Source organism: Roseibium sp. LAB1 (genome assembly GCF_054658235.1).
Map to the genome: position 1 here is coordinate 1 of NZ_BAAGIB010000006.1, position 26607 is coordinate 26607.

Annotated in this window: 26 protein-coding genes; 16 read left to right on the plus strand and 10 right to left on the minus strand. The window is 59.5% G+C overall.

Annotation, left to right across the window (positions count from 1 at the left end):
- Positions 1–1827: transketolase-like TK C-terminal-containing protein (locus tag ACYQ54_RS25545; RefSeq protein ID WP_460087500.1), on the plus strand; the 1827-nt coding region annotated here is incomplete at its 5' end.
- A 78-nt stretch (positions 1828–1905) separates the two neighbouring features.
- On the opposite strand, the gene ACYQ54_RS25550 is transcribed toward ACYQ54_RS25545, so the two are convergent.
- The gene (locus ACYQ54_RS25550; protein ID WP_460087502.1) at positions 1906–2511 is read right to left on the minus strand and encodes a TetR/AcrR family transcriptional regulator; all 606 of its coding nucleotides are present in this window, start codon (positions 2509–2511) and stop codon (positions 1906–1908) included.
- A 96-nt stretch (positions 2512–2607) separates the two neighbouring features.
- Here ACYQ54_RS25550 and ACYQ54_RS25555 point away from each other — a divergent pair, with 96 nt between their 5' ends.
- The 5 genes from ACYQ54_RS25555 to ACYQ54_RS25575 all read left to right on the plus strand — a co-directional run bounded on the left by ACYQ54_RS25555 (position 2608) and on the right by ACYQ54_RS25575 (position 5845).
- Positions 2608–3414 carry an oxygen-binding di-iron domain-containing protein gene (locus tag ACYQ54_RS25555; protein WP_460087504.1) on the plus strand — a complete coding sequence of 269 codons (807 nt, stop codon included), beginning with the start codon at positions 2608–2610 and terminating at the stop codon, positions 3412–3414.
- A 33-nt stretch (positions 3415–3447) separates the two neighbouring features.
- Positions 3448–3603, plus strand: coding sequence for a hypothetical protein (locus ACYQ54_RS25560; RefSeq protein ID WP_460087506.1), 156 nt, complete (start codon positions 3448–3450; stop codon positions 3601–3603).
- A gap of 143 nt (positions 3604–3746) precedes the next feature.
- The gene (locus ACYQ54_RS25565) at positions 3747–4190 is read left to right on the plus strand and encodes an ester cyclase (RefSeq protein ID WP_460087508.1); all 444 of its coding nucleotides are present in this window, start codon (positions 3747–3749) and stop codon (positions 4188–4190) included.
- Between the two features lie 77 nt (positions 4191–4267).
- A complete protein-coding gene (locus tag ACYQ54_RS25570) occupies positions 4268–5263 on the plus strand; it encodes an NAD(P)H-dependent flavin oxidoreductase (protein ID WP_460087509.1) in 996 nt (331 codons plus the stop codon).
- Positions 5264–5362: 99 nt separating this feature from the next.
- A complete protein-coding gene (locus ACYQ54_RS25575) occupies positions 5363–5845 on the plus strand; it encodes an N-acetyltransferase family protein (RefSeq protein WP_460087511.1) in 483 nt (160 codons plus the stop codon).
- A 43-nt stretch (positions 5846–5888) separates the two neighbouring features.
- Here the strand turns inward: ACYQ54_RS25575 and ACYQ54_RS25580 are convergent, their stop codons facing one another.
- Complete coding sequence (locus ACYQ54_RS25580; protein WP_460087513.1) at positions 5889–6632, minus strand: response regulator; 744 nt, start codon at positions 6630–6632, stop codon at positions 5889–5891.
- Complete coding sequence (locus ACYQ54_RS25585) at positions 6629–7897, minus strand: sensor histidine kinase (protein WP_460087515.1); 1269 nt, start codon at positions 7895–7897, stop codon at positions 6629–6631. Before ACYQ54_RS25585 ends, ACYQ54_RS25580 begins: the two co-directional genes overlap by 4 nt.
- A gap of 227 nt (positions 7898–8124) precedes the next feature.
- Here ACYQ54_RS25585 and ACYQ54_RS25590 point away from each other — a divergent pair, with 227 nt between their 5' ends.
- From ACYQ54_RS25590 to ACYQ54_RS25610, 5 genes are read left to right on the plus strand one after another with little or no spacing between them, the layout of a single operon-like run.
- A complete protein-coding gene (locus ACYQ54_RS25590; RefSeq protein WP_460087517.1) occupies positions 8125–9141 on the plus strand; it encodes a substrate-binding domain-containing protein in 1017 nt (338 codons plus the stop codon).
- A gap of 4 nt (positions 9142–9145) precedes the next feature.
- Positions 9146–10636, plus strand: a complete 1491-nt coding sequence (locus ACYQ54_RS25595) for a sugar ABC transporter ATP-binding protein (protein WP_460087518.1) — start codon at positions 9146–9148, stop codon at positions 10634–10636.
- Positions 10633–11574, plus strand: coding sequence for an ABC transporter permease (locus tag ACYQ54_RS25600; RefSeq protein ID WP_460087520.1), 942 nt, complete (start codon positions 10633–10635; stop codon positions 11572–11574). Before ACYQ54_RS25595 ends, ACYQ54_RS25600 begins: the two co-directional genes overlap by 4 nt.
- Positions 11567–12529 (plus strand): ABC transporter permease, encoded by a 963-nt coding sequence (locus ACYQ54_RS25605; RefSeq protein ID WP_460087522.1) that lies wholly within the window; start codon positions 11567–11569, stop codon positions 12527–12529. Before ACYQ54_RS25600 ends, ACYQ54_RS25605 begins: the two co-directional genes overlap by 8 nt.
- Complete coding sequence (locus ACYQ54_RS25610; protein ID WP_460087524.1) at positions 12526–13437, plus strand: SMP-30/gluconolactonase/LRE family protein; 912 nt, start codon at positions 12526–12528, stop codon at positions 13435–13437. Before ACYQ54_RS25605 ends, ACYQ54_RS25610 begins: the two co-directional genes overlap by 4 nt.
- 99 nt (positions 13438–13536) lie before the next feature.
- Here the strand turns inward: ACYQ54_RS25610 and ACYQ54_RS25615 are convergent, their stop codons facing one another.
- The 3 genes from ACYQ54_RS25615 to ACYQ54_RS25625 form a co-directional block, all read right to left on the minus strand.
- Positions 13537–14565, minus strand: coding sequence for a LacI family DNA-binding transcriptional regulator (locus tag ACYQ54_RS25615; protein ID WP_460087527.1), 1029 nt, complete (start codon positions 14563–14565; stop codon positions 13537–13539).
- A gap of 171 nt (positions 14566–14736) precedes the next feature.
- Positions 14737–15732: an ABC transporter permease gene (locus tag ACYQ54_RS25620; RefSeq protein ID WP_460087528.1), complete on the minus strand. Its 996-nt coding sequence runs from the start codon at positions 15730–15732 to the stop codon at positions 14737–14739.
- Positions 15733–15745: 13 nt separating this feature from the next.
- Positions 15746–16486, minus strand: coding sequence for an ATP-binding cassette domain-containing protein (locus tag ACYQ54_RS25625; protein WP_460087530.1), 741 nt, complete (start codon positions 16484–16486; stop codon positions 15746–15748).
- A 182-nt stretch (positions 16487–16668) separates the two neighbouring features.
- Here ACYQ54_RS25625 and ACYQ54_RS25630 point away from each other — a divergent pair, with 182 nt between their 5' ends.
- From ACYQ54_RS25630 to ACYQ54_RS25650, 5 genes are all read left to right on the plus strand, one after another.
- Positions 16669–17649: an NAD-dependent epimerase/dehydratase family protein gene (locus tag ACYQ54_RS25630; RefSeq protein WP_460087532.1), complete on the plus strand. Its 981-nt coding sequence runs from the start codon at positions 16669–16671 to the stop codon at positions 17647–17649.
- 39 nt (positions 17650–17688) lie between these two features.
- Positions 17689–18681 carry a substrate-binding domain-containing protein gene (locus ACYQ54_RS25635; protein WP_460087533.1) on the plus strand — a complete coding sequence of 331 codons (993 nt, stop codon included), beginning with the start codon at positions 17689–17691 and terminating at the stop codon, positions 18679–18681.
- A 271-nt stretch (positions 18682–18952) separates the two neighbouring features.
- Positions 18953–19900, plus strand: coding sequence for a sugar-binding protein (locus tag ACYQ54_RS25640; RefSeq protein WP_460087536.1), 948 nt, complete (start codon positions 18953–18955; stop codon positions 19898–19900).
- A 90-nt stretch (positions 19901–19990) separates the two neighbouring features.
- On the plus strand, positions 19991–21493 hold the full coding sequence (locus ACYQ54_RS25645) for a sugar ABC transporter ATP-binding protein (protein WP_460087537.1): 1503 nt from the start codon (positions 19991–19993) through the stop codon (positions 21491–21493).
- A 17-nt stretch (positions 21494–21510) separates the two neighbouring features.
- Positions 21511–22521: an ABC transporter permease gene (locus ACYQ54_RS25650; protein ID WP_460087539.1), complete on the plus strand. Its 1011-nt coding sequence runs from the start codon at positions 21511–21513 to the stop codon at positions 22519–22521.
- 76 nt (positions 22522–22597) lie between these two features.
- On the opposite strand, the gene ACYQ54_RS25655 is transcribed toward ACYQ54_RS25650, so the two are convergent.
- The 4 genes from ACYQ54_RS25655 to ACYQ54_RS25670 form a co-directional block, all read right to left on the minus strand.
- Complete coding sequence (locus ACYQ54_RS25655; RefSeq protein WP_460087706.1) at positions 22598–23593, minus strand: zinc-binding alcohol dehydrogenase family protein; 996 nt, start codon at positions 23591–23593, stop codon at positions 22598–22600.
- Positions 23594–23631: 38 nt separating this feature from the next.
- Complete coding sequence (locus ACYQ54_RS25660; protein ID WP_460087540.1) at positions 23632–24423, minus strand: ATP-binding cassette domain-containing protein; 792 nt, start codon at positions 24421–24423, stop codon at positions 23632–23634.
- Positions 24424–24496: 73 nt separating this feature from the next.
- Positions 24497–25438, minus strand: a complete 942-nt coding sequence (locus ACYQ54_RS25665; RefSeq protein WP_460087541.1) for a substrate-binding domain-containing protein — start codon at positions 25436–25438, stop codon at positions 24497–24499.
- A 46-nt stretch (positions 25439–25484) separates the two neighbouring features.
- Positions 25485–26507 (minus strand): ABC transporter permease, encoded by a 1023-nt coding sequence (locus tag ACYQ54_RS25670; protein ID WP_460087542.1) that lies wholly within the window; start codon positions 26505–26507, stop codon positions 25485–25487.
- Between the last annotated feature and the right edge of the window lie 100 nt (positions 26508–26607).

Genomic DNA, 26607 nt, shown 5'->3' on the forward strand with positions numbered 1-26607 from the left:
TGCTGGTGGATCATCGATTATAACCGCCAGTCGCTCGACGGCATCGTCCGCGAAGGCCTGTTCGACCGGGTGGAGAAGATCTTCGATGCTTTCGGCTGGCAGGTTGTCCGGGTCAAATATGGCGCCTTGCAGCGCGCGGCTTTCGCAGAGCCGGGCGGTGACAAGCTGCGCCAGTGGATCGACGACTGTTCCAACCAGGAATATTCCGCACTCACCTTCATGGGCGGGGCGGTGTGGCGCAAGCGCCTGATGGACGATCTGGGAGACCAGGGCGACGTTACCGCGCTGATAGACCGCCGGTCCGACGACGAACTGGCGGACCTGATGGAAAATCTCGGGGGCAATTGCACCCGGACCATGGCCGAGGCCTTTGCCGCCATCGACAACGACAGGCCCACCTGTTTCCTGGCCTATACCATCAAGGGCTGGGGCACGCCGATTGCAGGTCACAAGGACAATCACGGCGGCCTGATGAACAAGACCCAGATGGCCGAGTGGCAAAAGCACATGGGGGTTGCCGAGGGTGAGGAATGGGAGCCCTTTGCGACCGTTCCGGACGTCGGCGCGCTGAAGGCATTCCTCGACAAGGTTCCGTTCTTCGCCAAGGGCATGCGGCGCTTTTCCGACGACAAACTCGCCGTGCCTGCCATCGAGCTGGCGTCAGATCGGGATATCTCCACCCAGATGGCCTTCGGCAAGGTGCTGGACGACCTTTCCAAGGGAGACAGCAAGCTGGCGGAGCGCATTGTCACCACATCGCCGGACGTCACCGGCACCACCAATCTCGGGCCCTGGGTCAACCGGCGCAAGCTGTTTGCCCGCAAGGCCATGGCCGATGCCTTCATCGAGCACCGCATCCCCTCGACCGCAAAGTGGGAGTTCACACCCGAGGGGCAGCACATCGAACTTGGCATCGCCGAGATGAACCTGTTCCTGCTGCTGGGGGCTGCCGGTCTTTCCCATTCGCTCTTCGGCGAACGGTTGATCCCCATCGGCACGGTGTATGATCCCTTTGTCTGCCGTGGCCTCGATGCGCTCAACTATGCCTGCTATCAGGATGCCCGCTTCATGATTGTCGGCACGCCGTCCGGCGTGACCCTGTCTCCGGAAGGCGGTGCCCACCAGTCCATCGGCACGCCGCTGATCGGCATGAGCCAGGACGGACTGGCGGCCTTCGAGCCCGCCTTTGCCGACGAACTGGCCGTGATCATGGAATGGGCCTTCGATTATCTGCAGCGGGACGGGGAGGGGGATCCGGACGAGCGCACCTGGCTGCGCGACGAGACCGGCGGTTCCGTCTATCTGCGCCTGTCGACCAACCCGATCGAACAACCGGTCAAACGAGCCGACGATGCCTTCCGCCAGGGCGCCATAGACGGTGCCTACTGGCTGCGCAAGCCCGGCCCCAACTGCGAGGTCGTGATTGCCTATCAGGGCGTCGTGGCCCCCGAAGCCATCAAGGCGGCTGGCGAACTTGCCGGCAACCGGCGCGATGTCGGCGTTCTGGCCGTCACCTCCGCCGACCGTCTCAACGCCGGCTGGACGGCAGCCCAAAGGGCGCGCTCACGCGGCAATGCGGCTGCCAGATCCCATATCGAGCAGCTTCTGGGTGCTCTGCCGGGCCATTGCAAACTGATCACGGTTATCGACGGCCACCCGGCAACGCTCGCCTGGCTTGGCGGTGTCGCCGGGCACCAGACCATCCCGCTCGGCGTCGAACATTTTGGCCAGACCGGCACGATCGGCGACCTCTACCGCCACTTCGGCATCGATGCCGCATCTATCATCGAGAAGGTCAACGGCCTCACGCCTGGGCGGTGGGTTTAGGGGTACAGATCCTCAATCCTGTTTGGAATACACGTCACGTTTTTTGCCTTACACCGGCAAGGTCACCGGTGTTTCCATTCAGGCTCCGCTTGGCACCTTGAGCCACAGGGTTACCAGGTCGAGCTTGTCCTGGTTTGAAAGACCCAGGTCTTCGAGGTTCATCCATGTCTGAAAATGCAGGGCGTGGCGTATGGTCGGATCGACAAGATTGCTGTCACGGGTTTCGCCAAAGTTGATGATCAGGCCGTCGGCGACCCCGCCCAGGAACTTTGCCACTTCTGCCATTGGCTGCTGAAGGGCAGGAACTTCTCCTACATCGCGAAAGGACACCGTCCACATTTTGTGTGTGCGTGAAAAATAGTCGTAGAACGCCCCAAGCGCTGCCCTCAAACGTTTGATCGGGTCCGGTATTTCCGTCCACGAGGCAGGATCAGGTGGTGGATTGAGCGACAGCCAGTGCGCCGTACAGGCCTGGAAGACGGCAGTCTCGTCGGGGAAATGCCGGTAAACTGTCAAGCGCTGCACGCCGGCGCGCTCCGCGATAGCGCTGATCGAGGTGTTCCTCGGCCCCAATTCCTCATGCAGATGCATCGTTGCTTCAACGATTTTCTGGCGCGTTTCCTCCTGGGATTTAGCGCGTTCGGACATCTTGTAGGACCGCTTGCTCTTCATTCGAGTGAACATACGTGTTCACTAAACAGTTGACAAGAGAATTCAGCTCCCCTACGTAGTCAAATACATTGAACAGTGATGTTCATTGAAATTAAAAGGACGCCTGGAATGTCTGATTTCGAACCGCCCGTGATGCAGGGCGTGCAACGCGTTAGTGCTCAGTGGAGCGCCTTGCCTTCGTGGCTTCCCGTTCCCGGATTGGGGGGCTTGCCCGTGAACAGTTTTCTGTTGAAAGGGCGTGATCCTGTGCTGGTCGATACCGGACTTGGCAGTCTGGGCGCATCTTTCGTCGAAGCGCTTCAACAGGAGGTCGACCTGGACGATTTGCGCTGGATCTGGTTGAGCCACACCGACCCGGATCACATCGGCAACCTTGAAAGCGTGCTGGACATCGCGCCGAATGCAAAAGTGGTCACCAACTTCCTGGGAATGGGCAAGATGAACCTTGCCGGCATGGACATCTCGCGTGTGCATCTGCTCAATCCGGGTGAGAGCCTTCAACTGTCAGATCGCAAGCTCGTTCCGGTGCGCCCGCCCTATTATGACGCCCCCGAGACGATGGGGTTCTTCGATGACCTGGAGAGGGCTCTTTTTGCTGCCGATGCCTTCGGCGCCATACTGCCCGAACCAGCTGCAACGATCGATGATGTCTCGCACGAGACACTGCGTGATGGACTTGTCGCCTGGTCGTCGATCGACGCGCCCTGGTTGACAGCGGTCGACCGCGAAACTTTCGGCAAGACGCTGAAAAGCATGGAGCGTCTGGACCCGAATATCATTCTTTCAGGTCATCTTCCTCTCGCCAGAAAGAGCGCCGATCCGCTCACGGGGATCGTCGAACGAGCCTACTGCTGCGGCGCAAGTGAGACCATCGATCCGCTTGCTATCGAGCATATCGAGGCCGCCTTCGCATAAGAACCAACAAGGGAAATGGAAAGGATTGAAGCCATGCGGCTTTCCTTGAACTATCTGGAAAGGCTTCGACGGCGCATCAGGATCCGGCGCTCGGAATATGAGCTGGACCGGTTGCCGGACTATCTGCTGAGGGACATCGGCCTTGATCGAACTGTTCCGGTGACCCGCGTGTCACGATCGACCGACTGAGGCGGTCGCCTCAGCAAATTCATCACTCGACATTCCCCAAACCTCACCAATCCCGCCTTGTGCAAAGGCCCGGGAACAGGCGTCGGCGCGCCTGCTCAAAAGCTAAGGACGCCGACTGTTTCAATCAGAACCGGAAACATGACATGCATACCCATACCTTGACCGACATGAACCGCCGCACCGTCGAACGGTTTCTTGCAGGCACCCATTCCCGCAATATCGATGACGTCGAAATTATCGACGAAACCGTTGGCGACACCATTGTCTGCCACGGGTTTCCCGGGTTCGTCATCGATGATCACGAGAGCTACAAGAACTTCTTCCGGGTGTTCCGGCAGTCCTTCACCGACATGGACTGGAAGGTGGATGCTCTTGTCGCCGACGAGGCACATGTTTCCGCCCGTTGGCAAATCACCGCCAGTTTTACCGGAGATTTCGCCGGGCAAAAGGCCGATGGCCGCCGGATAACCTTTGATGGGATGGTGCTCTACCGGATGGAAGGCGGACTGATCGCCGAAACGTGGCTGCATATCAACGAGATGCAGCTTCTGACCGCGATTGGCGCGCTTCCGGCGCTGGCCGCCTGAAACTTCGATGAAACGTCCCTGACGCAACCGGGTGGACCTGAAAGCGTCCACCCGTTTGTCAGACCCAAGGAAAATGAATGTTCTCGACACGCATCACCCGGGCGTTCAACCTCAAGGCCCCCATTGTCAACGCCGGCATGGCGATGATTGCCCGGCCAGAACTTGCCGCTGCTGTTTCCAATGCTGGGGGCCTTGGAACCATTGGCTGCGACATCAATCCGCCCGATGTCCTGCGAGAGATGATCCGGCAAACCAGAACCCTCACGGACAAGCCATTCGGGGTTGATCTCATCGGCGACTTCGTCACCGATGACCATGTCGCCGTCCTGATCGAGGAAAACGTACAACTGGCAATCTTCTTCTGGACCTTGCCGGCCCGGGAGCAGACTGAGCGACTTCGAGAGGCAGGCGTTCGGCTCTGGATTCAGGTTGGCAGTGTCAGGGAAGCCGTCGACGCGCTGGCTCTTGGTATCGACGGCATGATCGTGCAGGGCGCTGAAGCCGGTGGACACAACAGGTCCGAAGCTTCGACGATGACCTTGTTCCCGCGATTGCGCCGGTTGTATCCCGATCTGCCTTTGCTTGCCGCCGGAGGCATTTTCGACGGCACCACGATGGCCGCCGCAATGGTGCTCGGGGCAGACGCCGTCTGGTGTGGCAGCCGCTTTCTGGCTGCAGAGGAATCCGCCGCCCATGATGACTACAAGGCAAAGGTGGTCGCAGCTGATGTTGGCGATACGTCCATCACGAGAATATACGGTCCCGAATGGCCGGATCAGGCCATGCGCGCGATCCACAATGACGGATTGAAACAGGCGATCGGCCGCGAAGATGCAGCGATCGCGGATGCGGCGAACATGAATATCGGCAGCACGTTGCTAAACGGCACAAGAATCCCGCTACCGCGTTACAGCGCCATTTTGCCGACGCGAGAGTTCAGTGGAGACATCGAGCAGGCCTGCCTGACCGCGGGCCAAAGCGCCGGCAATATCCAGGATATTGTTCCGGCCGGCCGGATTATCCAGGACATGATGGCCGACGCGGAAGCCGCATTGTTGACGCTGCGTGGTTGATCGACCAAACGTGGTGGCCTGCCGCTTCATGCGAAGGCCACCATGTTCCCGGCCAGGTGTTTGATGCCTGCCGCCAACCTGAAAAGATCCCTTGGAACCATGACTGACACAACCTACCAGATCAGGGCATTTGTGCCCGGCGATGGTGCCGCGCTTGCCGCCATCTATCAAAGTGCGGTTGATCAGATCGCCAAGGCTGACTACTCCGAAGTCCAGCGGGCAGCCTGGCTTTCAATTGCGCCGACGGGTGATGCCATGGAAACGGCCTATGGTGACGGAAGGCTCGCGCTCGTGGCGGTTGATCACGAGTCGCAAGCAATCGGATTTTCCGACCTCGAGGACGACGGTCATATCCAATTCCTCTACGTTGCTCCCGGCGCAGCCGGACGCGGTGTCGGCTCAGGCTTGATCGCGACGCTTGAACGTGCAGCACGACAACGGGGCCTGGAGCGCATCTCCTCCGAAGCGAGCGAGACGGCACTGCCCGTGTTTCTGAAGCAGGGCTTTGAATGCCTGCATCGTCGCGACCTGAAAATCGAGGATGTCTGCATACACAATTACAGCGTCGAGAAGCTTCTTTGAGGGGTTCGAAAGCTGGTGGTCGTACGGCAATGGTACCGGTGCTTCAGCGCGCCTTTTCAATCTGGTCCTGATGGCTGTCCAGCCACTTCTGAAGGTCGCGCTCGGCACTTTCCAGGCTTTCGGCATTGATGGCACGCAGGTTCAAGGCGCGCGTGATGGCGCGCGTCCGCTTGTTGATCGCAAAGTCGGCGGGAATCGTCTCGAGATTGTCCACGCCCAGTTTGTCGTAAAGGGAGAGCAGGCGGTTCTGGACGGTTCGCAGCGACAGGCCTTGCCGAACAGCAATAATCTTGTCCGACAGGCCGAGGGCCATGTCGAGAAGAACGGCATATTCGCTGTCCGTGAGTGTGTCGTGGGTCCGGATGTGACGCTGCTGAACCCGGTGAATCTCCTGGTCCACCACAATCTGGGCTTCCAGAAAGACGCCACGCAATGCCAGGTGAAGCCGTTCCTGCGTCGCCGTCTTGAGCACATACCCGTAGGAGGTTTCCTGGGGAACGATACGCGCAATGCCGCGCAGGTATGCCTCATCAGAATAGTTCGACCAGAACAGGATGCGGGTCTGAGGACGCTCGCGCCAGATCGTCCGGGCAGCATCGATACCGTTGCGTTCCTTCATTTGCAGGTCCATCACGACCGCCTGAATGGAATGTTTGCGTGCCAGTAGCTCGCCTTCCAGGCCGTTGGTTGCAAGGAAGATATCCTTGACGTCCGGCAAGGCCAGCTGAAGGGCTTCGCTCAAATACCCGGCATGGAATTGGTCGTCCTCGACAAGAAGCACTTTCATGCCAGTTCTTCCTCGCCGGTCTGAGGTGCCGGCTCCTGGCACGAGGCACTGGCCAGCGGCAACTTCACTGTTACGGTCGTTCCCGTCTTGCTCGACATGCTGAAATCGGCGGCGATTAGCCTTGCCCGTGTGCGCATGTGGGCAATGCCCCCTGTTGCCTTGCTGGTCTGCCGGCCGAGCCGGGAGCCCGGAAGCCCCTTGCCATTGTCCCTGATCGTCATCTGCAGGCCGGATTTCACGCGCTTCACGGTGACGCTGATGTGGTCGGCGCCGGAATGGCGGGCGGCATTGTTGATGGCTTCCTGGGCAATGCGGAACAGGGCGATCCGGATGGTGGGGTCGAGGGTATCGATCAGCCCGTCCGTTTCATCCGCGGTTTCAAGGGTTGTGGAGGAGACGTCTTCCACCGCGCGTTCAAGATGTATTCGCAAGGCGTGGGCAAATCCGAACAGGTCCAGGATCGTCGGAACGGCGGTGTCGATGATGCGGCGAAGGTCGCCGATGCAGTGCTGAATGCTGCCGATCACCCGGGCCTTGTCACCGGCCGTATCCATCTTCTCGACGTCACGCATGATCCGGGTCAGATCGGCCAGCGTCTGGTCATGCAGATCCATGCCGATGCGCTGGCGCTCCTGTTCCAGAACCCGTGTCAGCTCCAGTGCGCCTTGCCGCAGCCCTTCTTCCCGGGCCTGGGCTTCCGCGCGCACCACGGCCGCACGCTTGGCTTTCTCGTTGGCGCGCAGCGAATAGAAATAGGGGGCGAGCACATCGGCAATCTGCCTGACCCGCACAACCGTCGCCTCGTCGTAGATGTCCGGTGTGCAGGACGAACAGTTCAAAGCGCCGATCGTGCGGCCAAGCACCTTCATGGCGACATTCACCCGGCTGCGCAGCTTGTGCTTGATGATGGGCTGGGCCAATGCGCCTTCATAGGTGTAGCGCTCGTCTTCCATGGCATTGCCGGTGAGCATGTAGTCCGTTTCACCCAGCAAGATGCTGCGGACGGGCGAGATGACCACAGGCGTGCGCGACAGGCTCCAGCGTGTCTTGATGCCGACTTCGTAACTGGTATTCCAGGTGACATTGTCGTCGACCAGGCAGACATCCAGGTGATCGATCGGCAGCAGGTTCTCGATCTCGGCCTTGACGGATCTCAGGGCGGCCCGAATTTCGACCTGGCCCGCCAGATGACTGGAAATGCGTAGCAGGGAGACGAGAGCAGTCGGCTCTGACATCTCCTGATTTTCATTGGCTTCCTGTCGCATGGCAACAACAAGCTCCTCCCGTTTCTTGTTGGTCAGTGTGCGGCAGGGCGCTTGCGTCGGCAACCCATCTGTTCGGCGCTCAAGTGCATCACGGTTGCGGGTTCCCGCAACCGTGATGCGTTTCTGCCGCTTTACGGGTTTCCTAAGCGTCAGCAATCTGAGCGTGGGATGCGTTGGGAGAACCGTGTCCCGTTATCAAGGGCGCCTGTTGGCGCCAGGGAGGAAACATGAACACCAAAGCCACGCTCCTGGGAGCTGTCGCACTTGTTGCGGTCACCCTGCCGGGTCACGCTGTTGCGGACACCGCGGATAAACGAATTGCGCTTTCCAACAATTACGCCGGCAATTCCTGGCGGCAGGCCATGCTGGAAAGCTGGGCCAAGGTCGGCGACAAAGCTGTTGAAGACGGCGTTGTCGCAGCAGCCGACGCATTCACCACGTCCGAAAACCAGGCCACCGAACAGGCGGCCCAAATTCAGAACATGATCCTGCAAGGCTACGATGCAATCGTGGTCAACGCAGCTTCGCCGACCGCCCTGAACGGCGCAGTCAAGGAAGCGTGCGACGCCGGCATCACGGTCGTCTCGTTCGATGGTATCGTGACCGAGCCCTGCGCGTGGCGCATTGCGGTTGATTTCAAGGAAATGGGCCGTCAACAGGTCGAATATCTCGCCGGACGCCTGCCGGAGGGTGGCAACCTTCTGGAAATCCGCGGTCTGGCTGGTGTCTTTGTGGATGACGAGATCCACGCCGGTATCGAACAGGGCGTCACGGAATTCCCGAAATTCAAGATCGTAGGCTCGGTCCACGGCGACTGGGCGCAGGACGTTGCCCAGAAAGCGGTTGCCGGCATCTTGCCGAGCCTGCCGGAGATCGTCGGGGTCGTGACCCAGGGCGGCGATGGTTACGGGGCTGCCCAGGCAATCAAGGCGGCTGGCCGGGACACGCCGATCATCGTCATGGGCAATCGCCAGGACGAAATGAAATGGTGGGCCGAAGCACGCGATGCAGATGGTTATGAGACCTTGTCTCTCTCCATTGCACCAGGTGTTGGTACGCTTGCCTTCTGGGTGGCCCAGCAGGTTCTCGACGGGGCCGAAGTGCCCAAGGATCTCACCGTTCCCTTCCTGAAAGTAACCCAGGATACGCTCGATGAGACCCTTGCTGCGACACCGGCCGGTTCGGTGGCCAATGTCGAATACAGCCAGGAAGACGCCAAGTCCGTCATTGCAGCTGCCAAGTAAGGGAGTGACGGAATTGGAAGTGGCAACTGGCGCCGGTGGGCCGAAACCGGATGTCCCGTTGGTTGCCCTATCGGGCGCGTGCGTTCACTTCGGTGCAGTGCGCGCGCTCGACGGGGTCAGTCTGACCGTCAGTCCAGGCGAATGCGTCGGCCTGATGGGTCACAACGGTGCGGGCAAATCGACCGCCGTCAACGTCATCAATGGCGGTCTGACACCGACGGACGGACATGTGCGTTACGGGCATGAGGACGGCAAAAAAGGCACGGGAGCGGTGCGGGCGCGCGCTTGCGGCATTCGCAGCGTTTTTCAGGAGCTCTCCTTGTGCCCGAACCTGTCCGTTCTGGAGAACCTGAGGGTTCCGCATCGCGATCTGACCGGTTTTGGCTGGCGCAAGACCGCTGCCGAGCGGATTGCCAGCGCACTCGATGAAATCTTTCCAGGACATCGGATCGAGCCAGGCATGATTGTCGGCGACCTGACCCTGGCCGAACGGCAGATGGTTGAAATCGCCGCCGGGTTTGCCAGCGGCCCGACGCCGCCGCGTCTCGTCATCCTCGACGAGCCGACATCGTCGCTCGACGCTTCTATCGCGCGCCAGTTGCTTGAACATGTGCGCCGCTTTTGCGCAAACGGCGGTGCGGTCGTTTTCATTTCGCACATGCTGGGTGAAGTGTTCGAAGTCGCATCGCGCATCGACGTGATGAAGGACGGCAAGATCATTGCCAGCAGGCCGGCGTCCGAATTTACCCAGCAGGGCCTGATCGATGCCATGGGACATGTTGCAAACGAGAAGGCAGCAGCCCGGTCCGCGGTTGAAAGCGGCCAGCGCATCGGCGAGGAAGTTCTGAAAACACCGGAGGGCCTCAACGCCTGCAAGGGCGAAATCGTCGGTCTTGCGGGCCTGGCCGGACATGGACAGGCCGAAGCCCTGGCCCGGTTTTTCATGTCCCGGTCGGGAAAGCTCAGGCGGGTGAAAGACCCTGAAGTCGCATTCGTCGCCGGTGACCGCGGCCGGGACGGTGTCATGCCGCTCTGGTCGATCCTTCGAAATCTTACTCTGACACATCTGCCTAGCCTTTCCCGGCGTGGACTGATCGACGCGGCAGCGGAACAGGTTTTGGGCGCAGACTGGAAGAAGCGCATCGGCATTCGGACAGACAATCTGGACAACCTCATCCTGTCCCTGTCCGGCGGCAATCAGCAGAAGGTGCTGTTCGCCCGCGCGCTGGCGTCATCCGCCCCCATCGTGGTGATGGACGATCCAATGCGCGGTGTCGACGTCGGCACCAAACGGGAAGCTTACGACATGATCCGAACGGAAGCTGCCAATGGGCGCACGTTCCTCTGGTATTCGACGGAAACAGACGAAGTCTGCCAGTGTGACCGGGTGTTCGTCTTCCGAAACGGGCAGATTTCAGCAGAGCTGGCGGGGGACGGTATCACGGAAGAAAACATTCTGGCTGCCTCCTTCCAGATGCAGGGGGCGGGCGCATGAACGGCAAGTACCGAATTCTGCTGCCTGTTCTGTCCCTGACGGTCCTGCTGGCGGCCGTATTTTACCTGCAGCCTCGGGCGATGAGCTATTTCGGCCTGAATCTTCTCTTCAATCTCGCCGTGCCCATCGCGCTGGCAACCATCGCGCAGATGATGATCATCATGGTCAACGACATAGACCTGTCGGTCGGAACATTCGTCAGCTTTGTCGCCTGCGTCACGGCGACTTTCCTGAACGACGCACCGCTTGTGGGCGTGGCCATTTTGCTGGCGTCGATCCTGGCCTATGCAGCCATCGGCGCGCTCATTCACATTCGCCAGCTTCCGGCGATCGTGGTCACGCTCGGCATGTCGTTCGTCTGGGGCGGGTTGGCAGTGCTGCTTCTGCCCTCGCCGGGCGGCGCCGCACCGGCATGGATCCGAACCGTGATGACCGTCAAGCCGCCGCTGGTGCCCATGGCGGTGGTGGCCTGCATCCTCATCGCCGGTCTGACGCATCTTTTGATCATGCGATCCTCGACGGGCACGCTTCTGCGGGCCGTCGGTGGCAACGCCCAGGCTGTGGCACGCTCCGGCTGGTCCGTCACAAAACTGAAGGCGAGCGCCTATGCTCTTGCCGGCTTCTTCGGGGTTCTCGCCGGGGTGTGCCTGGTCGGGTTGACCACCTCCGCCGATGCCAACATTGCCCTGCGCTACACGCTGCTATCGATCGCCGGCGTGATTCTGGGGGGAGGGGAATTTACCGGCGGACGGGTGTCGCCTGTCGGTGCTGTTCTCGGGGCATTGACGCTTGCCCTTGCCGGCAGCTTCCTCTCGTTCATGCGACTGTCGCCCGACTGGCAGATCGGCGCACAGGGCGCCATCCTCATCCTGGTGCTTGCCGTGCGGCTGGTTTTCTCCAGGCGCGGCCGGAAGTGGAAAGGAGCGGAAAATGGATAACTCCCGACTTTCGACCGTCCTTGCCATCCCCAAACGTCCCTGGTTCTGGGCGTTCGCCGCAAGTGCCATTGCCTATTTCGCAACCTTTTCCCTGTCGGAAGGGCGGGGTGGTGGGGAGCTTCTCTCCGCTGCGCTGACCTTTGCGTCGTTCTCGGCCATTGTCGGATTGGGTCAGATGTTCGTCATCACGCTGGGACCGGGCAATGTCGACCTGTCGGTACCCGCGACCATGACCCTGGCTGGCACCTTGTCACTCAAGTTCATGGACGGCATGACGGATCTGATCCTGCCGGGACTGGTGGTTGCCCTCGCTGTCGGCATTGCGGCGGGAACCTTCAATTACCTGCTGATCCGTCTCTTGCGGATCCCACCGATCATCGCAACCCTTTCGGCTTCCTTCCTCTACCAGTCTCTGGCGATCTGGTGGAATCGCGGCCTCAGGATCAAGCCTCCCGAAGCGCTTGCGGATTTTTCGACCGGTACTGTCGCGGGCCTGCCGAACCTCACGATCATCGGAGTGCTGATTGCGCTTCTGAGCTGGGTGGTGCTGGAACGGTCCACCTTCGGACGCTGGGTTTCAGCCTTCGGGCAGAACACCCGTGCAGCCCGACTGAGCGGAGTCCCGGTGGAGACGGTCCGGGCGGTCACCTATGTCGCTTCCGCTGTCCTTGCCTCGTTCACCGGATACCTGCTGGCGAGTTTTTCAGGCGGAGCGGCACTCAACATGGGCGCCGAGTATCTCCTGATTTCCATCGCCGTCGTCGTGATCGGTGGCTGCTCCATCGCCGGCGGCAATTCGAATGTACCGGGCATCTGGGGCGGGGCGCTGCTGATGTTCCTGGTTGTTTCGATGTTGAATTCCTACGGCTTCGGCGCAGGCGTGCGTCTGATCATGACCGGCGCCATCATCATTGCCATTGTCGCTGCCGCATCCGGAAAGGGCAGATCCACATGAACAGTTTCTCTTCCCCCTATCAGATCGACGACCCACGGTTCAGGAGCCTGATCCAGAAGAACGCCAGGCTGCGTCAGCTTGCGACCGGCTTCGAGTGGACGGAAGGGCCCGTCTGGTTTGCCGATCACCAGCACCTGTTTTTCTCGGATATTCCCGCAAACCGAATGATGCGCCTGACCCTCGACGGCCAGGTCAGCACCTATCGCCAGCCTTCAGACTATTCCAACGGCAACACCCGGGACCGTCAGGGCCGGCTTGTCTCATGCCAGCACGGAACAAGGTCGGTTACTCGGACCGAGCTGGACGGCAGCCGCACCGTGCTCGCCGACCGGTACCAGGGCAAGCGGCTCAATTCGCCGAATGACGTCATCGTGCAGTCGACCGGGGCCATCTGGTTCTCCGATCCGACCTACGGCATCCTGAGCGACTACGAAGGCTACACCGCGGAGCCGGAACAGGCCGCCCGCAATGTCTTCCGTATCGATCCCGCAACGGGCGAGGTCGAGGCGATGATTACCGATTTCACCCAGCCGAACGGCCTGGCGTTTTCTGCAGATGAAAGCATTCTATATGTGGCGGAGTCCGGCTCCAGTCACGATCCGGATGTTGCCTCCATCATTCGCGCCTTTCATCTGGACGAAAACGGCAAGATCCTGTCAGACAATGTGTTTGCCACGATAGACCGGGGCCTTCCCGACGGCATGCGGGTTGATGCCGCCGGTCATCTGTGGAGTTCGGCTTCTGACGGCATCCACTGCTTCCATCAGGACGGGACACGGCTCGGCAAGATCCTGGTGCCGGAGGTCGTTTCCAATCTCTGTTTCGGCGGTGGGCGCGGCAACCGATTGCTGATCACCGCGACCACGTCGGTCTATGAAATTGCCGTCAACACCCGTTCGGCCATCTGACGGAAGGCAGTTTGTGATGAGGGACCCTGAACGCACGCAATTCCGCAAGCAAGCAAATTCAAGGTCCGGTTCGCTCGAAGGGCGCGGGGGCCTGACGGCTTACTGCAGTTCGGCGGCTTCCCTGCTCACCGGGGTCGCAACCCTTACGGATTCGCGCTCGATGAGAGGACACTCGACCTTGATCTGGGCCGGGCCGGACTGGCGGCCGTTGGCGTTGTCGAGCAGCAGTTCGAACGCAATTTCCCCCATTTCGTATTGCGGCAGAACGAGAGTTGACAGCGGGGGGTGCATGCTTTCGGAGATCTCGCGGTTGTCAAATCCGATCACCGCGATGTCTTCCGGAACCCGCAGGCCGCGTTCCTTCAGAGCATCGAAGCAGCCAAGGGCCATGAGGTCGTTCGCGCAGAAAATTGCATCGGGTGGCGTATCGAGATCCATAAGCGCATGAGTGTGCTCGTAGCCGGAAAGCGGCTCCCAGTTGCCGGGTTTGACGAGGTCATTGTCGAAGGCGATATCGTGGCTCGAAAGCGCCTGCCGATAACCTTTGAGCCGGTCCCGGGTGGCTTCCACCCCCGATTGGCCGTTGATCAGGGCGATGCGTTTGTAGCCGGCCTTGATCAGGTGATCGGTTGCCGTCCGTCCCCCCAGAACGTCGCCGGGCACGACGGAGGGCAGGGAGCGGTCGGCATTGTAACAGTTCAAAAGCACGACATGCTGGCCGTCGAAAGCCGATGACAGGTCAACCCGCCGCGTCAGGATCGTGCCGTAGATCATGCCCAGAAGAGGCAGGCGGCTCATCTGGTTGACGATCATCTGCTCGGTTTCTTCGTCGCCGTGGCTGACCGCCAGGCTGACGTTAATGCCGTATTCGTAGGCCTTGTCGCGGACCCCTTCGAATGCGAGCGCCATCCAGGGATCCGTCGTGATTTCGTCTGCAATGAAGACGATGTTCGACCGATCTTCCGGCACGGCCCGAGAGCCGCGGCGTATCAGGGTATACCCCAGCACTCTGGCTGCCTCGTTCACGCGTTTGCGTGTCGTATCGCTCAGCTTCGCACCGGGGCTGCCGTTCAGGACCAGCGAAACCGTTGCCTGCGAAACCCCGGCCATTGCCGCAACATCCATCATTGTAGGACGTCTATCTCTGCTAAGCCGGGCTTTTTTCGCCATATTCGTTCCGGTCTCCTCGCAATGGACGGAATAGGTGTCTGAACCGGCGAATGACTATCGGGAAAGACGGTCAAAAGCAACGTTTCTACACCGCCGATATCTGCACAGGTGTCTGTTTCTCCTCACGCTTTAGTCAAGCGAGCGCCAATTGCGGATCCTGTCGAACGCAACCGCGATGACAATGAAGCAGCCGATAAACATGCCCTGCCAGAAGGTCGAGATGCCCAGAAGAATCAGAGAGTTCCTGATCACTTCGATCAGCAGCGCTCCGATGACGGCGCCCAGTGCCGTCCCCTGGCCACCCGCAAGATTGGCGCCGCCGATCACCGCTGCGGCGATCACCGTCAATTCCATTGCCTGACCAAGATTTGTCGTCACGCTGCCAAGCCAGCCGGCCATGAGAATGCCGGCAACGCCTGCAGTCATGGCCGAAAACACGTAAATCGAGACCTTGATTCGCTTTACCGGGATGCCCGTCAGCGTCGCCGCCTGTTCGTTCCCGCCGATGGCAAAGACGTATTGGCCCCATCTCGTCCAGCGGAACACCACACTCATCACGATGGTGAGAAGACCGAGCACGTAGATCGGATGCGGCAGCCCCAGTGTCGAACCGCCTCCGATCCATAACAACAGGTCGTGATCCGGGCCGAATTCCCAGATCATCTTGTTGTTGGACAGAACCATGGCCAGCGACCTTGCTGCCGACAACATTCCCAGCGTCACCACGAATGCAGGCATGCCGACATAGGCTATCAATGTTCCGTTGATCGCCCCGACTGCTCCAGCCGCCAAAAGAGCTGCGATTGCCGAAATCCAGAACGAGTTTCCCGAAGACATCAGGACACTGATGACCATCGCTGACAGGACGACCGTCGACCCGACGGACAGGTCAATGCCGCCCGAGGCGATTACTGTCGTCATTCCGATGGCAATCAGGGCGACAAATGCGAAATTGCGCGTCACGTTGAACAAGTTCCGCTGGGTTGCGAAGGAATCTGTCAACAGGGACAGGGCAACACAGGCAAGAACGGCAGCCAGCAGCACCCAGAAAATCTGCGAGTTGAACACTTTGGAAAAGGGGGAGCCGTGCTGGCTGTGACCAATGGCTTGTTCAAGAGTTGTCATGGTGCGATCTCCCTCAAGCCGTTTCGATGGCGCCGGTAATCAAACCGGTCACCTCTTCCGGGGAACTTTCGTTTGCCGCCTTGCAAGCGACGAGCTGTCCTCTTCGCAGCACCGCTATGCGGCTGCACACCGCAAAGACATCCGGCATCCGGTGGCTGATCAGGACCACACTGATGCCCTGATCGCTCAGGCGATGGATCAGGTCGAGCACCTCGGCAACCTGGCGCACCGAAATGGCGGCAGTCGGTTCGTCCATGAGTACGATTTTGGCATTGGACAGAAGTGTTCTTGCAATGGCGACGGCCTGGCGCTGCCCACCCGACATCCGTCTGACAAGGTCGCGAGGACGCGTCTCGGATTTGAGGACTGCAAAAAGCTCGGCCGACCGCTTGTACATGGTGGCGTAGTCCAGCAGCTGGATCCCGCCGAAAGACCGCCGGGGCTCACGTCCGAGAAAGACATTGGACGCAGCCGACAGGTTATCGCAAAGGGCCAGGTCCTGATAAACGACCTCGATGCCCTCCAGCTGTGCGTCGAGCGGGCGATGAAAATCTACACTGGTGTCGTCGATGGTAATCGAGCCATGGGTGGGCCGGAAATTGCCTGCAACGATCTTCACCAGGGTGGATTTGCCTGCGCCATTGTCTCCCATGAGTCCCAGAACTTCGCCCGGAGCCACCTCCAGCGAGACATCGTTCAAAGCCTGAATAGCTCCAAAACTTTTTGAGATTCCGGTCAGCCTAAGCCTCGACATTCGCATTTACCTCCCCTTGAGCCCGGTCTCGCGGACGCTTCCGCCCGGGTTCCTTTCCCGGTTTTCGTTTCCGCAGCGTCCTCGTGCCCGGTCCTCCCATGACACACCTTTTGGCGGCACTTTTCAATTCTTGACTAATTAATATTAATAAATAATATTTAATAAAGGCAAGGGGAGGATGCATGAAACTTCTGCTCACAGGCGTTACGGGGAAAGTCGGTCAGAATTTTCTGCCGCGTTTCTTGTCCCAGGACATGTTCAGGGACTGGACCGTCGTGGCGCTTTGCAACAACCGGACGATCGAGGCTGGCGACCGTGTCGAGGTCATCCGCGGCTCGGTTGCTGATCCTGCCTGTGTGTCCGAAGCGATGACTGGCGTCACCCATGTGCTTCACATGGCAGCCGTCAAGGAATCTCCCGATCTTGCCATCGATGTTTCGGTGAAGGGGATGTTCGTCTTGCTCGAAGAGTTCCGCAAGCTGGCGGAGGCGAGGCAATTCATCCTGATAAGCGGAGACTGTGCCGTCGGGCATGCGTTCCAGCCTTACGAGGGGCCGGTTACCGAAGCTTCGGAACGCAAGGCCTATCCCGGCTGTTATGCCCTGACCAAGGTGCTGGAAGAGGTCATGCTGGAGCAGTACCGGCATCAGTACGGCCTGAATGGCTGCGTGTTGCGTGCGCCCTGGATCATGGAGAAGGACGACTTCAAGTTTGCGCTGAGTTTCGGGCCGGACCAGTTCGGCGGCCCGCTTTGGTCGGATTTCCTGTCCCCCGACGAAATTCGCAGCTATGCCGAGGGGCAATTTGCCCCGTTGCTGCTTGATCGTGAGGGTGCACCGCTGAAGCGTAATTTCGTTCACGTGGACGATCTGGTTTCTGCGATCCTCTCGGCGTTGGACAATCCGGAGGCGGCCGGCCAGCTCTTCAATATTTCCATGAACGAACCGGTTGATTACCGGCGCGTCGCCGAACATCTGGCGGCTGCACGATCTTACAAAATCGCGAAAATTCCGACCTCCCTACACAGCAACTGGCTCGATAATTCCAAGGCGCGCCAGATGCTGGACTGGGAGCCGTCGGTAGACCTGGAGGCCCTGGTCGAAGGGGCCTGGAACTACAGAAGGGACGTCAAAGATCCCCGTAAAATCTGGTACCCGGGGTAAGTCGCTCCGGGGCCTGCTGGACAGAAGGGAGTGACACGCATGAGACGGAATTTACTGTTGCTTGGCGCTGCTGCCGTTTTGGCAATTTCAGCCGGATCGGGCATTGCGCAAGACAAGAAAACCCTCGCGATTGTCGTGAAGGGGCTAGATAACCCGTTCTTCGAACAGATCAATCTGGGTTGCAAGAAGTGGATGTCCGAAAACGCGGACAGTGAGTATGAATGCCTCTATACCGGCCCGGCGTCATCTGCCGACGAGGCAGGCGAAGTCCAGATCGTGGACGATCTTCTCACACGCGGCGTCGCTGCCATCGCCATTTCACCGTCCAATGCGCCGGCCATGGCAAACCGTATCCGTCAGATTGCGCCGAGCGTGCCGGTCATGACCATTGACGCGGATTTCCTGGCTGAAGACCGCGAACTTCGCAAGACTTATCTCGGCACCGACAACTATCTGATGGGCGTCAAGATGGCCGAGGAAGCCGCGAAGCTGAAGGCTGACGGCGGAACGGTGTGCCTGCAGCTGGGCAACGTTGCTGCCGACAATATCAATGCCCGGGCCCAGGGGTTCCGCGACACCGCCGCCGGCGAAAAGGGCGTCGACCGCCTGACCGGCCAGAACGGCTGGACCGAGATCGACGGATGTCCCGTATTCACAAATGATCAGGCCGATCTCGCAAACCAGCAGATGGCCGATACGTTCATCGCCAATCCGGATCTGGATGCGTTCATCCTGATCGGCGGATGGGCCCAGTTCGCACCGCAGGCCTACACCCAGGTGACGGACCAGGTGATGGACAAATTGAAGTCCAAGGAGCTGATCATCATTGCGGGCGATACGCTGCCACCTCAGACGAAGGCATTCCGCGATGGCAGGAGCCATGCGCAGGTAGGTCAACGGCCGTTTGAAATGGGCTACCGGGCACCCGATGTGATGATGCAGCTCATCAATGGAGATAGCGTGGACGACCCGCTCTATACGGGGCTGGACGTCTGTAACCAGGAAGATCCTGGTTTCTGCGCAGACAACTAAGCAACTTCTCCACTGGCCGCCGAACTGGCGCATTGGTTCGGCGGCGCTTTTTTTCTGCAGGGCCGTGGTCTTCCACGTGTGGCTTCCTGCCGGAACGAGTGCGCATGTCCATCAGATACGCTTGCCGGGCGGGCGCCCGGACATGGTTCATTACCTCTCCGGAAGCCGAAACAATCGGCCCCGGAATTAATACTTGAAAATTCTTATTAATTAATATTAGTAATAATTTGTTGCGGGTGATGTGTCGTCGCCCATAGACAGGGAGGAAAAATTGGAACTCAGGAAAACTCTTTGCGTGGCGGTCTTTGCCACGCTTGCCGCCACGGCGGCACATTCGCAGGACAAGCCACAACTGGCATTCGTTGTGAACGCGGCGTCCGATTTCTGGAAACTGGCTGAGGCCGGCGTGAATGCCGCCCAGGCGGAACTGCCCGACTACGACCTGCAGTTCCGCTATCCCGCACAGGGAACCGCGGCTCTGCAGAATGCTCTCATGGACGACCTCGTGGCCGCCGGGACCGACGCCATCATGATTTCGTCTGTGGACCCAAAGACGTCGATCGACGCCTTCAACCGGATCGCCGCACAGGTGCCGCTTTTCACGACGGACAGTGATGCGCCGGAAAGCGACCGGATCGCCTATCTGGGGTCGTCGAATACGCTTGCGGGAAATCAGGCTGGTGAAATTGCAATAAAGGCGTTGCCGAATGGTGGCACCTGCATGGGCTTTGTCGGTTTCCTTGGTGCGGATAACGCCAAGGAGCGTATTGCCGGCTTCCGCGAAACCGTGGAAGGCAAGGGCATCGAGTTGGTCGATGTTCGCGGTGACGACGTCGACTTTGCCAAGGCCCGTTCGAATGTCGACGACGTTCTGGCCGCCAATCCGGAAATCGACTGCATGGTCGGCTTCTATTCCTACAATCCGCCGAAAATCTACGAAGCGCTCCAGGCGGCCGGTAAACTGGGTGAAATCACGGTCATCGCCTTCGATGAAGACCCGATCACCCTCGGTGCGGTTCGCGAAGGCAGCTTTGCCGGGACCGTGGTGCAGGATCCTTATCAGTGGGGCTATCAGGGCATGCACCTCATGGCCGACTTCCTGGAAGGCGACAAATCGGGAATTCCGGCTGACGGGCTGATCATCGTTCCGACGAAGATCATCGATGCCGAAAATGTCGATCCGTTTGAAAAAGAGCTGAAAGAGCGGATCAAAGGCTAGGTCGGGCCCTCCCAGGCGGACCCTGAGGCTGCGCGGACCGGATCTCCGGCCCGTGCAGCCAAAGCCAATCACCATGGCGGAGCCAGAATATTGACCCCCGGATTTCAGAAGATTTCTCTAGAGCTCTCACGGGTAACGAAGGTCTATCCGGGTGTCGTTGCCCTGCAGGATGTCGACTTGAGCATCAAGGGTGGAGAAATCGTCGGCCTGATAGGCGAAAACGGCGCCGGCAAGTCCACCTTGATGAAGGTGCTCGGCGGCGCGGTCTCCCCGGACGGAGGCGATATCATCATCGACGGTGTCGCGACCGGCGGACTGACCCCGGCAAGAGCTTCGGCGCTCGGCATCGCTTTCGTGCACCAGGAGCTCAACCCGTTCACCAATCTAGACGTGACCGCGAATGTACTTCTGGGCCGTGAAATCACGTCCGGTCCGTTCCGCTTGCTTGACCACCGTGCCATGAAGGCCAAGGTCGAGCCTATCCTCTCGATGCTCGGCGCGCGCTTCGGTGCCGGTGATCCCGTTGCAGACCTGTCGCTCGCCGATCAGCAATTGCTCGAAATCGCTCGCGCATTGTCGATGAATGCCCGGCTGGTCATTCTCGATGAGCCGACGTCGAGCCTCACCCTGTCGGAAACCGACAGGCTGCTTCAGGTCATGCGGCAATTGAAAGACAGGGGTGTCGCGATCCTGTTCATCAGTCATCGTCTGAGTGAGGTGGAAGAGATCGCGGACAGGGTCGTTTGCCTGCGCGATGGAAGGAATGTGGGCGCATTGGTCGGTGCTGGCATCCGCAAGGACAGGATGGTGCGGATGATGATCGGCAGGGACATCGGTCAGTTCTACGAAACGAGCCGCCACCGCATGAGCGTCCCGGTGCTTGAACTGAACGGTGTGCGTACCTCGACTTTTCCCGGTGCATACGTCGACCTGACCTTGCATGCGGGTGAAATCCTTGGTGTTGCCGGATTGGTCGGGGCGGGGCGGACGGAACTTGCACGCGCCGTTTTCGGCGTGGAGCCTCTCGTTGGTGGCACCATCCGGCTCAATGGCAGGGAATTGAAATCCCACTCGGTTCCGGAGGCGATTGCCGCAGGTCTGTCGCTGGTGCCGGAAAACAGGAAGGAGCAGGGACTTCTTCTGGACTTTCCGATTTACGAGAACATCGCCTTGCCCTGTTTGAACAAGCTGAGCCGCCGTGGTGTCGTCGACCGGCGAAGCGAGGCGGCGCTGGCGGAAAACTCACGCGCCCGCCTGTCCATCAAGACCAGCTCCATCTCGCGGGCCGCCGCCGAATTGTCCGGTGGAAACCAGCAGAAGGTGGTTCTGGCCAAGTGGCTGGCGATGGAGCCGAAAGTTCTCATTTTCGATGAACCGACCAGGGGCATCGATGTCGGCTCGAAGGCGGAGGTCTATCATCTGATGCAGACCCTTGCGGACGAAGGCGTCGGCATCCTGATGATTTCCAGCGACATGGAAGAAGTGATCGGCGTTTCGGATCGCGTTGCCGTCATGCGCAGGGGCCATGTCTCGGGAACCTTGGACCGGGACGAATTGACGGAAGAAAACATACTCCGGCTGGCAGTCGGATAGAGATTTGGGGAGACAGGATGCAAAAGAAGGATATCGGACTGGCGGTACTTGTTCTGGTGGTCGGGACTGTTGTCGCCCTGATCAACCCCAGGTTCTTGTCACCGATCAACCTGGCCAACACGGCCAATCTCATCGGGCTGTTCGGGCTGTTTTCCCTTGCAGAAGCTTTCGTGATCGTGACCGCCGGCATTGAATTGTCCGTCGGCTCCCTCATTGCGCTTCTTGGTGTCATCTTCGTCGATCTGATCGTCCAGCAGGGCGTGCCCTGGCCTGTCGCCTGCCTGATCGTGCTTCTGTTGGGAGCCTGTTTCGGGCTGATTCACGGTTGGCTGATCACGCGGCTGAAGCTGCAGCCCTTCATCGTCACCCTGTGCGGTCTGCTGATCTACCGCGGGGTTGCGCGCTTCTACACCAAGGACGGTACGGCAGGCTTTTCCTTCGGAGACGAATTTCCGGTTCTGGAATGGCTGATGTCCGGTCGCAGCGGCGGTGTGCCCCATTCCATCATCGCCTTCACTGTTATCGCGGTCATTGCCTGGTTCGTGCTGCACAGAACCGTCTTCGGTAGGCATCTCTTCGCCGTAGGCAAGAACGAGGAAGCGGCCCGCTATACCGGGATCAACACAAGACGGGTGATCGTGCTCGCCTATGTCATCTGCGCCGTCCTGACCGGTCTTTCGGCTATTTTCTTTGCCATGTATACCCGCTCCATCCACCCAGCATCCCACGGCAACTTCTATGAACTCTACGCGATTGCGGCTGCCGTTCTGGGAGGATTTTCCCTGCGGGGGGGTGAAGGGTCGGTTGTCGGTGTCGTGTTGGGCGTCATTCTGCTGCAGATGCTTCAGAACCTGGTGAACCTTCTCGGCATTCCGTCATCGCTGAACTTTGCCGTCATGGGCAGTGTGATCCTGATCGGTGTCATTGCGGACAATCAGATCGCCAAACACAGGAACTCCAGACGCCAGGCTAGCGCGCTCGCAACGATCGCGTCGACCAATCAGGAACCGCGTTCGGAAACTGTCTGACGCCGGTTTTTCCTGGCAAGGGAATGGAGCGACTACGGAGCCGGCTGCCTCTGCGGACCGGCTCCGTAAAACAGGTTCACAAAGTCACGATGGCCTTGATGAGGGCTTCCCGGTCTTTTGCCAGTTCGTTGAACCTGGCGGGAAGATCCGCGAGACGGATGGTCAGCGTGCACAGCGCGTCGGTATCGATCCGCTCTGCGCGAATTGCGGACATGACGGTCTCGAAATCTTCTTTCGTGGCGTTTCTGCTGCCGATGATCTGGGTCTCACGCTTGTGGAACTCCGGATCGCTGAAGCTGATGATTTCCTTCACAACGCTTACCAGTACATATCGGCTGCCATGTGCGAGCAGGGGGAAACCGGCTTCGATGGCGGCCGCGTTGCCTGTTGCGTCGAAAATCACGTCGAAACCGTCTTTCAGCGGTCCTGACAGAATGTCGGTTCCGACAAGATGGGTGTCCTCGAAACCGAATTTTTCGGTGGCCTGGTTCAGCCGTGTGCGGCTCATGTCCAGAAGATGGACTTCGGCGCCCGAAAGCCGGGCGAAGAGGGCCGTGCCGATGCCAATGGGGCCAGCCCCGGTCACCAGGACCCTGTCCTCTTTGGAGAGCGCCGCACGTCGCACGGCATGGGCACCGATGGCCAGGAACTCCACCATGGCCGCCTGAATTTCCGTCAGACCGGTTGCCGGATAAAGGTTGTTCTGCGGAACCGCGATCCGCGAGCACAAGCCGCCGTCCCGGTGAACGCCGAGGACCTCGATGTTGCTGCAGCAGTTCGGTTTGCCTCGGGTGCAGGCGCGGCAGGTGTTGCAGGACAAATACGGGTTGACCACCACCAGTTCACCCGTTGTCCAGGAACCGGTGCTTTTCGCGATCCTGCCGCTAAGCTCATGACCGATCACGCGCGGGTAGTTCAGGAACGGGTGTTTGCCTTCAAGGATGTGATAATCCGTACCGCAAATGCCGACAGCCTGGATGTCGATGAGCACCCAGCCCGCCGGTGCTTCGTCCGGCATGTCCCGCGTTTCGAGCGTGAAGACGCCTGGCTCGACAACGGTGCCGCAGGCCATAGATTGCGCCACCGCCGGCGACTTGGTCGTTTCAAGAGTCATTGAACGGCTTTCCGGCTCCGGGGAGCCCAGTCATGGGGCAGGTCGCCCTTGATGATAAGGCTGAGAACATCGTCCTTGGTCACGTCTTCAATCCGATGCGAACCGACTTCGCGGCCCTTGTTCATGACTATGACACGGTCGCAGAGTTCGAATACATCATGCATGTCATGACTGACCAGAAGGATGCCAATTCCCTCGTCGCGCAATTGTCTGATCAAGGCTCCGACCATGGCCGTTTCCGATGGTCCGAGAGCGGCGGTCGGCTCGTCCATGATCAGGATCTTGACGTCAAAATAGATTGCTCTGGCGATGGCAATAACCTGCCGCTGACCGCCCGAGAGGCTGGACACCGGATCGTTCAGGTTCTTGAAGTTCGGATTGAGCCTTTTCAGAACGCGGACGGCCTCGGCCATCATCCTGGTGTCGTCCAGATTGCCGAATCTTGTCTTCAGTTCCCGGCCGAGAAACAGGTTGGCGGGAGCGTTCAGGTGATCTGCCAGCGCCAGCGTCTGGTAAATGGTTTCGATGCCCAGATCGCGCGCGTCATGTGGTGACTGAATATCGGCGACTTCTCCGTTGACCCGGATTGTCCCCTCGTTGGGGATCATCGCTCCGGAGAGGATCCGCATCAGGCACGACTTGCCGGCGCCGTTGTGGCCGAGAACGCCGACAACTTCACCCGGATAGAGCTCAAGAGAGACGCCATTCACGGCCCTGATGCCGCCAAAGTGCTTTTCGATTGCGTCCATCTGCACCAGCGGTGCCGCGGACTGAGCATCTGGTTTCATATTCCGTGTTCCGATCGACGGTTGAAAAGACCGGAAGCCTCGTGAAGCAAGGCTTCCGGCCGCGTTGTGCGCGTTAGTAAAGGACGTTCTGAACGCTCGGATGATCGATGTTGTCCTTGGTGGCCAGGACGACACCGGTGTCGATGAAGTTCGGTACTGACTCACCGTTCAAAAGTTTCAGAATTGTCTGGACGCCAATCTCGCCCATCTGGAACGAGCCCTGAACGGCAGTTGCAGCCAGGGTGCCGTCACGGACGAAATCCTGCAGGTCGGTGTTGCCGTCAAAGCCGATCGCCGTGACCTTGCCTGCCTTGCCGGCCTGTGCCAGAGCTCGGCCCATGCCGATGGCAGTCGGTTCATTGGCGCCGAAAATGCCGACAAGATCCGGATTTGCAGCCAGAACGTCTGTGGTCTGGTTCAAGGCTGTGGCCATCTGGGACTGAGAGTAGTAGGGGCCGATAATCTCGATCTTCGACTTCTCTTCGATCTGCTTGACGAAACAGCCGACGCGGCCGATTTCGGAGCCGACACCGGCGACATAGGACATCACGGCCACTTTGCCTTCCGTGCCCACTTCCGAAATCATCTTGTCGGCAACCAGCTGACCTGCCGCGCAGTTATCGGTCGACAGGAACGACTGGTAGTACTCCTTGCCGTTGTCGGCGAGGCCTGAGTCGATGATGACGACGGGGATTTCGGACTCAAAGGCTTTCTTCACCGCCGGGATCAGGGCCTCCGGATCGGACGGCGCCAGGACAATGCCCGATACGCCGCGGTTGATGGCGTTCTCAACAAGGTTGACCTGATCGGCGACGGCCGATTCCGATGCCGGACCGTTGAAGGTCATCGTATGGTCGGTCTGACCTTCGATCGCCGCGCTGGCACCCTTGTTCACGTTCTGCCAGAAGTTGGAATTGGTCGTCTTGACGATGACCGCGATTTCTCCGGCCTGTGCGGCCGCTGCGGACAAAGCAAGTGCGCTTGCCATCATCGCTGTGGTCAGAAGCTTCTTCATTTCATTCTCCTCCATCTGAAGTTGCTCAGGTAAACGACCGGCTTTCTCAGCGCCGGTTTCTGATCTGATCGACGTAGACCGCCAGAATGACGATGACGCCGATCACGATTTGCTGGATGAATGCCGATACGCCGGCCATGTTGAGACCGTTGCGCAGAACTCCGATGATGGCCGCGCCGATCATCGTTCCCGAAATATTGCCGACGCCGCCCATGAGCGAAGCCCCGCCGATGACGGCGGCCGCAATCGCGTCGAGCTCATACATGACACCTTCGTTCGGCTGGACCGTCACGAGGCGGGACATCAGGACGTTGCCTGCCAGCCCGGCCAGGGCGCCCGACAGGACGTAGGCGAAGATCTTGGTGCGGTCGACCAGGACGCCGGAGAGACGGGCGGCTTCCTCGTTGGAGCCGGTGGCGTAGATATGCCGGCCGATCTGGCGGCGCCTGAGAAGGTAGGCGGCCGCAAGCGCGACGACGCCAAGCAGAATGACCGGATAGGGAATTCCCGGAAAGACGACCTTGGGAAAGATGCCGCCGGTTTTTTCCACGATGCGGAACAGCGAGCCATTGCCCAAAAGTCCGAAGCTTTCCCCCAGCCGGGAAATCGGCGCGGCGCCCGTCAGTTGCAGGGCAACCCCGCGGGCAATCAGCATCATGCCGAGCGTCGCCACAAACGGCGTGATCCGCATCTTGGTAATGACGAACCCGTTGACGAAACCGCAGGCTGCACCGGCCATCACACCAATGGCCATGGCCGGGCCTACCGGTACACCTGCCTTGACGCTCAAACCGGTGATGGTCCCGGAGAGCGCCAGGACGGAGCCGACACTGAGGTCTATGCCGCCAGTGATGATGACCATCGTCATTCCGATCCCGAGAAGACCGATGACGGACGTCTGCAGCAGGACAGTCAGTCCGTTGTTGATGGAGAAGAATGCCGCGTTGCCGAAGGAAAACGCGAAGATCAGAAGCGCGAGTGTCAGGAGCGCCGACAGCTTGTGAAAGGAACCGGCAGACAGTTTGAGCGTCCAGTGTGCTGGCGCTGCCCCTCGATCAAGATCCGCCATAAATCCTCCCGGCTGGATTTTGAGTTTAATTATTAAAAACAATATGTGCCCGGGAGATGCTGACCGTCAACAGTTTTTTATTTTTTAATACAAACAACGG